This window comes from Hyphomonas sp., from assembly GCF_965284475.1.
GTDB lineage: Bacteria > Pseudomonadota > Alphaproteobacteria > Caulobacterales > Hyphomonadaceae > Hyphomonas.
The window spans coordinates 705,194-716,226 of sequence record NZ_OZ260087.1 but is presented as its reverse complement, the minus strand read 5'-3'; the positions used below and the strand labels follow the sequence as shown (position 1 = coordinate 716,226).

Genomic DNA, 11,033 nt, shown 5'->3' with positions numbered 1-11,033 from the left:
TTTGTCTCGCTTTTTGAAAGACGCAGGATAAGGTTCGTTCAAAGCATTGAAAAAATCAGGGAGAGATGAAAATGGCCACGATGGTTAAGGGCAGGTGTGACCCGAAATTTGCAGAGTTGAAGGAAGAGTTCGAACGCAGTTTCGCCGAGCGGGGCGAAGTTGGCGCCTCCGTCTGCCTGTCGGTCAATGGCGAGACGAAAGTTGACCTCTGGGGCGGAAAGGCAAACCCCGAGACGGGCGAAGACTGGCAGGAAGACACGATCTCCATCGTGTTCTCATGTTCGAAAGCGGCCACATCCCTTTGCGCACATATCCTGATCGACCGCGGCGAACTGAAACCCAGCGCCCTCGTTGCAGACTACTGGCCTGAATTTGCAAAGAACGGGAAAGAGAAAACCACGGTCCAGATGATGCTGAACCATGAGAGCGCGCTGCCGACCCTGCGCGATCCGGTCAGGCCCGGCGGCTATCTGGACTGGGACTATATGATCAGGCGCCTCGAAGATGAGGAAGCCTTCTGGGAGCCGGGCACACGCAATGGCTATCACATGATCAATTTCGGCTGGACTGTGGGTGAGCTCATCCGGCGTGTGTCGGGCAAGTCACTGGGCACATTTTTCCGCGATGAAGTTGCCGCAAAGACTGGCGCGCGTTTCTGGCTTGGCCTGCCGGAAGACGCGGACGTCCACATTGCGCCGATCCGCACCTATGAGCCGAAGCCGACAGACGTGCCCACTGAATTCACGCTCAAGCTGATGACCGACCCGGAATCGATCCAGCACAAGTCTTTCATGAACAGCGGTGGCTGGGACTTCAATGACCGCAAGAGCCAGGCGGCAGAGATCGGCGGAGGCGGCGGCCTGTCGAACGCGCGTGGACAGGTCGCGATGTACACGCCGCTGGCCATGAATGACGGCACACTGGTTTCCAGCGAGCGGCTGGCCAATATGACCATGGTGTCGACCGCCACCCAGAGGGACGCGACACTGCTGGTCCCGACGCGGTTTGCCTCAGGTTTCATGAAGTCGATGGACAATCGCGCGCTGAACCTCGGCCCCGGCACCAGCGCCATCATCGGTGACAAGGCATTCGGCCATGTCGGGGCTGGTGGCTCGATCGGCTTTGCTGACCCGGAATGCGGCATGGCCTTCAGCTACACGATGAACCAGATGGGCGGCGGCCTGTTGCTGAATGATCGCTGCCAGAGCCTGGTCGATGCGGCCTACAGGGCAATCGGGTATCGCACCAATGCGCCGGGGGCCTGGGTGCAGTGAAGTTCGGGTCGGAGACCTTTGGCGAACTGAACGCCGAGGACTATGACGCCCTCCACGACCCGGGAACGACATCTGAGTCGGTTGCCCTGATTGGCGAGCTTGCGGCAGGCGGGCGAGTGCTCGAACTGGCCATCGGCACGGGCCGGATGGCGCTGCCACTCGCCGCGACGGGCCTTGAGGTCTGCGGGATCGAAGGCTCTCCGGACATGGTCGCCAGGCTGAGGGAAAAGCCGGGTGGCAAGGATATTCCTGTCGTGACTGGCGACTTCGCTGACGTGGCAATCGACGGCCCGTTCGACCATGTTTTCCTGGTGTTCATCACGCTGTTCAATCTCACCTCGCAGGACGCGCAGGTGCGATGCTTCGCCAATGTCGCCAGGTGCCTCGCGCCTGGCGGAACGTTCCTTGTCGAGACATTCGTTCCCGATGCGGAACCGGCCCGTAGCAGCCAGAATGTGCGTACGATGAATGTCGGCTTCAATTCGGTCTGGATCGAGGCGGCGCTGCATGACCGGGTCGATCAGAGGATCGACTTCCAGCGCATGCGGATCACGCAGGAGGGCATCCGCCTCGTGCCCCTCGTGATGCGGTATGCGTGGCCGGCCGAGATTGATCTCATGGCGCGCCTGGCCGGCCTCAGCCTGAAACATCGCTGGGGCGGATGGAATCGGGAGCCGTTCACTGCCGAGAGCAGGATGCACGTATCGGTCTATGAGAAACCGGAGGCCGCGCCTCAGGCCTGACGCCAGGCGCCGGGGGCGAGGCCATCCAGCGTCCAGTCCCCGACCTGCGCCCGGATGAGGCGCAGGGTCGGGTAGCCAATGGCGGCGGTCATGCGGCGCACCTGCCGGTTGCGGCCTTCTGTGATGGTCAGGCTGATCCAGCTGTCAGGCACGGACTTGCGCACACGGATGGGCGGATCGCGGGGCCAGAGGTTTTCCGGTTCGGCAATCGCTTCGGCCTTTGCGGGCGCCGTCAGGCCGTCTTTCAGCGTGACGCCTTGAGCCAGGGCCTGCAGGGCCGCTTCGTCCGGTACCCCTTCGACCTGGGCCCAGTAGGTTTTGGGCTGCTTGAATTTCGGGTCGCTGATGCGGTTCTGCAGCTGGCCGTCATCGGTCAGTACGAGCAGGCCCTCGCTGTCCTGGTCCAGCCGACCGGCTGCGTAGACGCCCGGCACAGTGATGAAGTCCGACAGGGTCTTGCGCATTGATCCTGCGGTTCCGGCATCGGTAAACTGCGAAAGGACGCCGAATGGCTTGTTGAACAGGATGAGGCGCGCCATGGGCCTTATGCCTGCACCACCGCGTGGAGGGCTTTCAGCTGCGTCAGCAGGGCTTTTGCGCCCGATATCGGCAGGCAGCTCGGCGCATCGCAGAGCGCGGCATCGGGATCAGTGTGGAATTCCAGGAACACGCCGTCTGCGCCCGCGGCCACGGCCGATTTTGCGATGATTGCCACGCCGTCGCGCCGGCCGCCGGTCGATGCGCCGCCGGTGCGCGGGTCTGCGCCGGGCAGCTGCACGGCATGCGTCGCGTCAATCGTGACCGGGCAGCCAAGCTTCTTCATTTCCGGAATGCCCAGCATGTCGACCACGAGATTGTTGTAGCCAAAGCTGGAACCGCGCTCGCACAGGATGACGCCGACATCGGAGGCTTCGCCGATCTTGGTGACGATGTTCCTGGTATCCCAGGGCGCAATGAACTGGGCTTTCTTGACCTGCACGATGCCGCCGGCCGCGGCTGTGGCCTTTGCCGTGGCGACGACGAGGTCTGTCTGGCGGCACAGGAAGGCCGGGATCTGGACGATGTCGGCGATGGCGGCGACGGGCTCTGCCTGGCTGGCCTCATGCAGGTCGGTGCAGATCGGCACGCCGAGTTCCGCCTTCACCTCCTTCAGGATCCTGAGACCCTCTTCCAGGCCTGGACCGCGATAGGAATGGATGGATGAGCGGTTCGCCTTGTCGAAGCTCGCCTTGAAGACATAGGGAAGGCCCAGTTCGGCGCAGATGGCTTTCAGCTGTGACCCGACAGTGAGCGCCAGCGCCTTGCTTTCCAGCACGTTGAGACCGGCGATCACGGCGAGCGGTTTGCCTGTGCCGATGGTCCATCCGGATGTCGCGTGGGTCAGGCTCGTCATGGTCTCGTCTCCGCAATGTCGTTGCCAAGGCAATTAGCCCTGTTTCGGATGAAACGTAACCCGCGACCTTCAGGGCCGGAATCAAAGAAGCCGCCCTGTCGAGGGGCGGCTTCCGTGAGCCCATGGGGCTAGTCAGGTCCGGGCGGCATTACAGCGGCCCTACCATGTCTCTAGGTGTTGATTGGAGGCTGCTCCAGCCAGACACCATAGGACACAGACCCAACGGCCTCACCTGGTTTCTCACTCGACATGGATCACCTCCTTTCAAACGTGCTGCTTGCACGGACTTTGTCCAGGACCATCCCGGACGAGAGGAAGTTAAGCATGATTTGCGCCAATTAAAAGTAAACATGACGCCTTTGAGGTGATCTTTTGGTGTTCGATATGAAAAACGCCCGGACGGGGAGTCCGGGCGCTATTCAAATGCTTGAAAATCAGGCGTCTGGCCTAGTCTGTCGCGATCACGCCAATGGCGAGTCCAATAATGGCCCCGGTGGCGACAGAGGCGAGAATCGCGTCTCCCCGGTCATAATCACGGGCCCAGTAGTAACCACGTGGCGGGTCATAGAGGCCGTAGCGGTGGTAATCGCGGATATAGACCGTGTGGCCGTGCGGGCGGTAATAACCGCCGACAGCGTAGCGCGGCACGTAGTGACGCGGCGGGGCATAATGGCGCGGCGCGTAGTAGCGCCGGGGCGGCGCATAATGGGCGCGCGAACGCGGCGGGCTATAATAGCGATGCTTGTTGTGATGACGATAGGCGTCACGGCGCTCGTGCTTGCCGCGATATTCGTGGCGGCGATCATGCTTGCCACGGTAATCGCTGCGGCGGTCGCCGCGGCGATAGTCATTGCGACGGTCATGGCCGCGATTGGCCCCCCGGTCATGATGGCCGCGTGAATAGTCTCCGCCACGGTGATTGTCACCACGGCGTCCCTGATCGGCGCTGGCAATGGGGGCCGCCATCAGGCCGATGGTTGCTGCGGCAACCAGCAGGCGGGAAAGGTTTTTCAACAGTTTCATGGCGTTCAAGCCTCCTGAGGATCGTCGCACATGTGTGCGAACCTGAAGCAAGTTTTAACGGTTGCGGGCTGAACTCCACCTGAACGCCATGTTAAGGGAAGCCCATGTCAGACTTCGGCGATCTTCGTGTATCAGGCGAGTTGACGGTTCCTGCGTGGGAACTGAGCGAAGCCTTTGTGCGCGCGTCAGGGCCAGGCGGACAGAACGTCAACAAGGTGTCGTCGGCGGTGCAGCTGACGTGGAATGTCGAGGCTTCATCGCTGCCGCCGGAGATCAAGGCCCGGTTTTCAAGGCTTTATGCAAGCCGCATCACGAATGACGGACGCCTGATCCTCGAAGCGAGCGAACATCGCAGCCAGGTCCTGAACCGTGAGGCGGCCCGCAAGCGCCTGGCGCAAATGATCCTGAAAGCGTCAGTCCGGCCGAAGCGCCGGGTCGCGACACGTCCCACGGCGGGCAGTGTGCGCCGCAGGATCGCGTCAAAGAAGCGGCGGGGCGAAATCAAGTCGCTGCGAGGCAGCGTCGAGACTGACGACTAGCTTTCAAGCTCTGCCTTGATCGCAGCGTCGAGCTTGGCCATGTCCGCGCCTTCAATATGCGTTTCACCCACGAAGAAACCGGGTGTGCCGCCGACATTGAGCGTGCGGCCGAGGTCCTTCATGTCAGCCAGCTGTTTCTGGATTTCCATGGATTTCATGTCGGCGCGCATTTTCTGAACGCTGATGCCAATCGATTCGGCGATGGAATCGATGCGCTTCTCGGTCAGGTCGTCATTGGACTTAACCTCCATGAGCGCGATGTGCATCTCATTGTACTTGTCCTGCTTGCCAGCAGCGAGCGCGGCCAGTGCTGCGGTTTCGCTGATGCCGCCAAAGATCGGCAATTCCTTGAACACGACGCGGACCTTGCCGTCATACTGCGCTGGCAGGGCCTGGATCGTGTCGACCGAACGCTTGCAATAGCCGCAGCGGTAATCGAAGAATTCGACGACTGTCACTTCGGCGTCGGCCGGCCCGACAAAATAGTCGCTGGCCAGGTTGTAGAGTCTGTCTTTTTCCGTCCTGATCGCCACTTTCACGGCATCGGCCGCCTCGGCGCGCTGCTTCTCGCTGAGTGCGATAAGCGCGTCTTCGATAATTTCGGGATTGGCCATGATGTATTCGCGAACGATCCCTTCGACTTCGGCCCGGTCCATCCCGGCCGAAGGGGAATCCTGCGCGCAGGCTGGTGTCAGGGCAATGGCGGTCATCGCCGCTGCGGTGAACAGTTTGCGTATCATTTCAAGGGCCTTTTCAATGCTCGATCAGAGGGCTTTGCCAGGGGACATGTATACGACCCGGCTGCGGGGCGTCCATCACTCCTGACAGAAAGTTGATCAGGGGCCGGTCCTTGTGAAGTCCCCGAAAGGCATCTCGCGCCCGCCGGTCTGGACCGAAAAGCGCGGGCCACGATTGGCGCGGTTGTAGAAGTCGCGATTGTCGGGATTGTTCGGGTCGGTGATGAGGAGGATGTCATCGGCGCGCCGGTAGGTCGTCGTGCCGCGTTCCAGCTGTTCCACCGCGCGGTAGGCAAAGGCGTTTGCCCGGACGATGTCACCGATGGCATAGGCTGATTCTGCCGTGGCAAGCTGCGCCTCGGCGCGCCGGCCCTGCTTCTCGAGCGTGATGGCAAGCTGGGCCCAGGCGAATGCGTTTTCGGGTTCGACAATCAGCGCGTCACGCAGGGCCGTTTCGGCCAGTTCCACATCACCCGCCTCGTCGCGTGCATTGAGCGAACGGGCATAGTTGATCAGCAGCAGGGGCTGGCCCGGCTTCAGCTTGAGCGAGCGTGCATGGGGCGCGACGGATTCCGCCGTGCGGCCGCTTTCGAACAGGATCTGGCCTTTCAGTTCGTGGAAAAACGGATTGTCCGGCTGTTCGTCCAGCAGGGCATCGACCTCCCTGAGGGAGACATCAATGTCTGATGCCTGCATGGCGGCAATCGCGCGGGCATAGCGTGCGGGCGCGCTGACATCGCTGGCGGGATACTCATTGCGCACCTTGTTGGCCGTATCGAGAAAGCCGATCAGCTTGGCGCGCATCATGTCGTACTGAAGCTGTTCGCGCCCGGTCGGCGGCTGGTTGACCAGGCCTGACTGTTCGGCCAGCCTGCGCACGGCACGGATGCGGTCTGATGCCAGTGGGTGCGTGCGAAAATAGGGGTAGCGGCGGGCACTGGAGAGCACTTCCTGATACCGGAACTTCTCGAAGAATTCGACGATACCGCCCGTCGACTGGTTCAACTGGCTGAGATACTCGACAGCGGCCGCGTCGGCCATGGATTCCTCGGACCGCGTGTGGACGAAGAAGTTGAGCGCTGCAAATTGCTGCGAGCTTCCGATCAGGGCCGCGCCTGCGCCGCCTTCACCCGCGGCGATGGCGAGTATGCCGAGGCCAATCGAAATCAGCGCCGGGCGCGAGGCGACCTGGGCGGCGCGCTGGCGCGTGACGGTGTGGCCGCACGCAATATGGCAGGTTTCGTGGGCGATCACGCCCTTGATCTGTGCAGGCGAATCAGCCGCGATGATCAGGCCGGTATGGAGATGGATGTTCTGGCCGTTTGCCACGAAGGCGTTCAGGCTGGAATCATTGATGATATAAAAGCCGACATCGGCAGGCTCCAGGCCAGCAACTTCGAGGATCGGGTCGGTCCACTCACGCAGGATTTCCTCTATCTCCGCATCGCGGATAAGGCCTTGCGCGGACGCCGTGAAGGCAAATGCCGCAGCCGCAATGGCCGAGACAGCAAGACGCAGGACGTGTCGCGCCATGTGGGGCGTCTCCTCTTGGTGGCACCAATCCCCTGAACTTAGGCAGCCGCGCCGGTATTGGCGAGGGGGCAGCAACATCCATGACACAAATGTCAGGAATCACCTGACGCGAAGATGAACACGAGTTCGGGGTCGACCTGGATGCCGGTTTCGGTTCCGGCGGCAGGCGCAAGCCCGCGTGGCACGAGCGAGGTGAGCCGCAAGTCGCCAATATCCAGCACCAGGCGTGTCATGGGACCTGTGAGATGGCTGGAGACGATTTTCGCGCGAACGGGCGCCGTCACGTCGGGGATCAGGCCTTCGGGGCGGATCACGATGGTAGCATCCGGTGCAACGGACCGGGGCAGGAGGCCGGCCGGAACGTCCCGCCCGCTGAGGCGATTGACCGGTCCGAGGGCTGCCGCGATATCGGCGTCCTGGGGCTTGAGATAGACGTCACTTGCCAGTCCCTGCTGCAGGATGCGGCCTGATTTCATGATCGCGATATGGTCAGCGCATTCAAGCGCCTCGGACGGATCATGGGTGACGAGTAGCGCCGGGACGCCGGCTTCGCGCACTGCGTTCAGTGCCGCTTCGCGCACGCTGCCGCGCAGCGAAGGATCGAGGCCGGAAAACGGTTCGTCCATCAGGATCGCGGCGGGTTTGGGGGCCAGGGCGCGGGCGATGGCGACGCGCTGCTGCTCGCCGCCCGACAATTCGTGTGGATAGGCCCCGCTGCGGGCGCCAAGACCGAGACGTGAAAGCCATTGGGCGGCGATGGCGCGGGCTTCGCTCCTTGGCAGGTGGGCGAGACCGAAGGCGGTATTCTGCAGGGCTGTCAGATGCGGAAAGAGGGCAAAATCCTGGAAAATGAGTCCGATATGACGCTTTTCAGGGGGCAGTGTGTGGCTGGCATCAGACAGGACAAGGTCGCCCAGGCGCACGTCGCCTGCGTCAACAGGTTCCAGTCCGGCGAACAGGCGCAGCAGGGTCGACTTGCCTGCGCCGGACCCGCCCAGCAAGGCGGTGATGGCGCCCGGCGCCAGGTCCAGCGAGACGCCGGACACGACGGCAAGGCCGTCATACAGGCGGCTGACACCCCGTGCCGACAGGAGGGTAGGGGCGGGGGTCATAAGGGGGCTCCGGGGCGGGCGCGCGACAGGCGCCACGACAGGTAGATGACGGGGGCAAGGCCGGCCAGCGTGATCAGCAGTGCCGGAAGGGCGGCCGCCGCGAGGCGCTCATCCGTCGCATAGGCATGGGCGCGCACCGACAGCGTATCCCAGTTGAACGGGCGCAGCATCAGTGTGGCGGGCAGTTCCTTCAGCGATTCCACGAACAGGATCAGCGCGCCGGCCGTGGCACCCGACAGCGCAATCGGCAGGTCGACGTCACGGGCGCGGCGCAGCGGCGAGGCACCGAGGCTGCCGGCGGCCTGGCCGAGGGATGCAGGCGCCCGGCCAAGCGCGGCAACCATGGGCTCGGCCCCGGCTGCGGTGAACCGACTGGCATAAACCCATGCGAGGGCCATCAGGGCGACACCGCCAGTCAGGGTGAAGGGCAGGAGGCCGAGGACGACGAGGGCGCCCATGGCAAGCACGGCGCCGGGTATGGCGTATCCCGAAGAGGCCGAGAGGCGGGCAAAGCGCGGCAGCGGCCCGTCGGCACGCTGGGACAGTGCAATCACAAGCGCCAGCACGAAGGCGAGCGCAGCGCCCGATCCGGCCAGGATCAGCGTATTGACGAGCGCCTGTCCAACTGGCGCGACCGCCTCGCGGGCCTCAAGACTGCGCCAGATGAGGCGGGCGACGGGAAGGCCGAAGGCGGTGGTGAAGATGGCGGTGCAAAGCGTGGTCGCGGCGGCGGCGCGCAGGGGTGAGAGGGCGGTGCGCGATACTTCACGCCAGCGGCGCGAGCTTTGCGCCGTGCCGCGCCGGCCCCGGCTCCAGCGTTCGAACAGGACAAGACCGAGGACAAGCGTAAGAAGGACGAGGGCGAGACGGGCGGCGGTGGCCGGTTCGCCGAAACTCGTCCAGGCGCGCACGATGCCATAGGTCAGGGTCGGAACGCCGAGATATTCAGCAGCGCCATAGTCGGCAGCCGCTTCCATCAGTGAGAGGGCAAGGCCGGCGGCGATGACAGGGCGTGCAGCGGGCAGGGCGACAGTCCAGAAGCGGCGCGCGGCGCTGGCGCCAAGGCTGCGCGCGGCCTCGAGCGAGCAGACCGATTGCGAGATGAAGGCGGCGCGGGCGGTGAGGTAGACATAGGGATAGAGGGTGAGGGCCAGCACGAAAGCGAGGCCGGGCAGGGAGTGAATGTCCGGGAACCAGTAGTCGCGCGCCGACCAGCCGGTGGCATTGCGCAGCGCGGCCTGTATCGGCCCGCCGACCCCCATCAGGTCGCCATAGGCATAAGCGAGAACATAGCCGGGCGCGGCGAGCGGCAGGATAAGCAGCCATTCGAACAGGCCCCGGCCGGGAAAGCGGTACATGGTCACCAGCCAGGCCGCCGGCACGGCGAGGGCTAGGATGAGCAGGCCAGTGAGGACCAGCATGCCAACTGTGCCAAGGAAATAGCCGGCCAGAAGCGTGTCGCGGATATGGTTCCAGGTTTCACCGCCGCCAAAGACCAGCCCTGCGATCAGCGTCGCGGCAACCGGCACGGCAATGACAAGGCCCGCCAGAAAGGCGGGCCCGTCACTTGCGCGGATGGCAAGGCTGCGGAGGGGAAAGGACAAGGCCAAATGGATCAGTTCCAGCCGGCCCGGTCATAGATCTCCTGGGCCTCGCTCTGGTTCTGGCCGAGCTGTTCGAGCGGAAAGTCACTCTGTTTGAAGTCCGGCAGGGCGGCGAGGCCTTCAGGAAGCGGCACACCGGCGACCATCGGGAATTCCTTGGTCTCGGTGGTCAGCATCTGCTGGCCCTGCGGCGTGGCGAGCCATTCGATGAAGCGCACGGCATTGTCCTTGTTGGGTGCATGAGCAGCGACGGCCGCGGCGGTTACGTTGACATGCGTGCCGACATCATCCTGTTCCGGGAAGGAAAGCCGGGTCTTTGCAGCGGTGGCCCTGTCGGCATCGGAACCGGTCGACAGGCGTACCCAGTAATAATGATTGATCAGGGCGGCAGAGCATTCGCCTGCTGCAATGGACTGGATCTGTGTCGTGTCACCGCCCTGTGGCTGGCGGGCAAAATTGGCGACCACGTTGCGGGCCCACGCGGCGGCCTCATCCGATCCCCAGCGCCCGATGAATTCGCCCATCAGGGAGAGGTTGTAGATGTTCGAGCTGGACCGCATGCAGATTTCGCCCTGCAGCCTGCCATTGGCGAGATCAGCATACTGGTCGACCTCTTCCGGCTGCAGGCGGGCCGGATCATAGACGATGACCCGGGCGCGCCTGGCGAGGCCGAACCAGTTGCCGCCGGGTTCGCGGAAATGTTCCGGAATGGCCGCCTCAAGCGCGTCTGACTGGACGCCTTGGGTGAAACCGGCATCCTGGAAGCGGAAGAGTGTGCCGGCATCGGACGCGATGATGACATCTGCCGGGCTGGCCTCGCCTTCGGCTTTCATCGTCTCGATCAGCTCGGGCGCGCCGGATTCGCGGAAGCGGACGCGGATGCCGGTGTCCTTCTCGAACGCATCATACATCAGCTTGTCGGAATCATAGTGGCGCGCGGAATAGACGTTCAGCGCGCCGGTATCCTGAACTGTCGGTTCGGCTGCAGTTTCCGCCTGCGTCGCTTCTGGCGCGGCCGGCTTGCCGCATGCTGCCAGGATGAGAGCGGCGGCGAGAAGGGTCGGGATTTTCATGA

The 11,033-nt window shown here is 63.4% G+C and carries 11 protein-coding genes; 3 read left to right on the top strand and 8 right to left on the bottom strand.

The features are described from left to right. Positions 1 to 71 precede the first annotated feature (71 nt). Complete coding sequence (locus tag ACQ66M_RS03355; RefSeq protein WP_430401850.1) at positions 72 to 1,274, top strand: serine hydrolase domain-containing protein; 1,203 nt, start codon at positions 72 to 74, stop codon at positions 1,272 to 1,274. Further along, complete coding sequence (locus tag ACQ66M_RS03350) at positions 1,271 to 2,017, top strand: class I SAM-dependent methyltransferase (RefSeq protein WP_430401848.1); 747 nt, start codon at positions 1,271 to 1,273, stop codon at positions 2,015 to 2,017. The genes ACQ66M_RS03355 and ACQ66M_RS03350 overlap by 4 nt, the downstream gene beginning before the upstream one ends. On the opposite strand, the gene ACQ66M_RS03345 is transcribed toward ACQ66M_RS03350, so the two are convergent. The 3 genes from ACQ66M_RS03345 to ACQ66M_RS03335 form a co-directional block, all read right to left on the bottom strand. After that, the gene (locus ACQ66M_RS03345; protein ID WP_430401846.1) at positions 2,008 to 2,556 is read right to left on the bottom strand and encodes an rRNA large subunit pseudouridine synthase E; all 549 of its coding nucleotides are present in this window, start codon (positions 2,554 to 2,556) and stop codon (positions 2,008 to 2,010) included. The genes ACQ66M_RS03350 and ACQ66M_RS03345 overlap by 10 nt on opposite strands. A 5-nt stretch (positions 2,557 to 2,561) precedes the next feature. Then, positions 2,562 to 3,410, bottom strand: coding sequence for a 3-deoxy-8-phosphooctulonate synthase (gene kdsA / locus ACQ66M_RS03340; RefSeq protein ID WP_430401844.1), 849 nt, complete (start codon positions 3,408 to 3,410; stop codon positions 2,562 to 2,564). A 447-nt stretch (positions 3,411 to 3,857) separates the two neighbouring features. Further along, positions 3,858 to 4,433 carry an RcnB family protein gene (locus ACQ66M_RS03335; protein WP_430401842.1) on the bottom strand — a complete coding sequence of 192 codons (576 nt, stop codon included), beginning with the start codon at positions 4,431 to 4,433 and terminating at the stop codon, positions 3,858 to 3,860. Positions 4,434 to 4,537: 104 nt separating this feature from the next. Here ACQ66M_RS03335 and arfB point away from each other — a divergent pair, with 104 nt between their 5' ends. Then, positions 4,538 to 4,972 (top strand): alternative ribosome rescue aminoacyl-tRNA hydrolase ArfB, encoded by a 435-nt coding sequence (arfB, locus tag ACQ66M_RS03330; protein ID WP_350171094.1) that lies wholly within the window; start codon positions 4,538 to 4,540, stop codon positions 4,970 to 4,972. Here arfB and ACQ66M_RS03325 read toward each other — a convergent pair. The 5 genes from ACQ66M_RS03325 to ACQ66M_RS03305 form a co-directional block, all read right to left on the bottom strand. Continuing rightward, on the bottom strand, positions 4,969 to 5,712 hold the full coding sequence (locus tag ACQ66M_RS03325; protein WP_350171095.1) for a thioredoxin domain-containing protein: 744 nt from the start codon (positions 5,710 to 5,712) through the stop codon (positions 4,969 to 4,971). The two genes, arfB and ACQ66M_RS03325, sit on opposite strands and share 4 nt — an antisense overlap. Positions 5,713 to 5,808: 96 nt before the next feature. Beyond that, complete coding sequence (locus tag ACQ66M_RS03320; RefSeq protein ID WP_430401840.1) at positions 5,809 to 7,242, bottom strand: M48 family metalloprotease; 1,434 nt, start codon at positions 7,240 to 7,242, stop codon at positions 5,809 to 5,811. 92 nt (positions 7,243 to 7,334) lie between these two features. Beyond that, the gene (locus tag ACQ66M_RS03315; RefSeq protein WP_430401838.1) at positions 7,335 to 8,354 is read right to left on the bottom strand and encodes an ABC transporter ATP-binding protein; all 1,020 of its coding nucleotides are present in this window, start codon (positions 8,352 to 8,354) and stop codon (positions 7,335 to 7,337) included. After that, complete coding sequence (locus tag ACQ66M_RS03310) at positions 8,351 to 9,958, bottom strand: ABC transporter permease (protein WP_350171098.1); 1,608 nt, start codon at positions 9,956 to 9,958, stop codon at positions 8,351 to 8,353. Before ACQ66M_RS03310 ends, ACQ66M_RS03315 begins: the two co-directional genes overlap by 4 nt. An 11-nt stretch (positions 9,959 to 9,969) precedes the next feature. Next, positions 9,970 to 11,031, bottom strand: a complete 1,062-nt coding sequence (locus ACQ66M_RS03305; protein ID WP_430401836.1) for an extracellular solute-binding protein — start codon at positions 11,029 to 11,031, stop codon at positions 9,970 to 9,972. Between the last annotated feature and the right edge of the window lie 2 nt (positions 11,032 to 11,033).

What these genes read in the sequence shown, in the direction of transcription:
- ACQ66M_RS03355 (WP_430401850.1), top strand. Translation starts at nt 72, where the DNA reads ATGGCCACGATGGTTAAGGGCAGGTGTGACCCGAAATTTGCAGAGTTG.
- ACQ66M_RS03345 (WP_430401846.1), bottom strand. Translation starts at nt 2,556, where the DNA reads ATGGCGCGCCTCATCCTGTTCAACAAGCCATTCGGCGTCCTTTCGCAG.
- kdsA (WP_430401844.1), bottom strand. Translation starts at nt 3,410, where the DNA reads ATGACGAGCCTGACCCACGCGACATCCGGATGGACCATCGGCACAGGC.
- ACQ66M_RS03335 (WP_430401842.1), bottom strand. Translation starts at nt 4,433, where the DNA reads ATGAAACTGTTGAAAAACCTTTCCCGCCTGCTGGTTGCCGCAGCAACC.
- arfB (WP_350171094.1), top strand. Translation starts at nt 4,538, where the DNA reads ATGTCAGACTTCGGCGATCTTCGTGTATCAGGCGAGTTGACGGTTCCT.
- ACQ66M_RS03325 (WP_350171095.1), bottom strand. Translation starts at nt 5,712, where the DNA reads ATGATACGCAAACTGTTCACCGCAGCGGCGATGACCGCCATTGCCCTG.
- ACQ66M_RS03320 (WP_430401840.1), bottom strand. Translation starts at nt 7,242, where the DNA reads ATGGCGCGACACGTCCTGCGTCTTGCTGTCTCGGCCATTGCGGCTGCG.
- ACQ66M_RS03315 (WP_430401838.1), bottom strand. Translation starts at nt 8,354, where the DNA reads ATGACCCCCGCCCCTACCCTCCTGTCGGCACGGGGTGTCAGCCGCCTG.
- ACQ66M_RS03305 (WP_430401836.1), bottom strand. Translation starts at nt 11,031, where the DNA reads ATGAAAATCCCGACCCTTCTCGCCGCCGCTCTCATCCTGGCAGCATGC.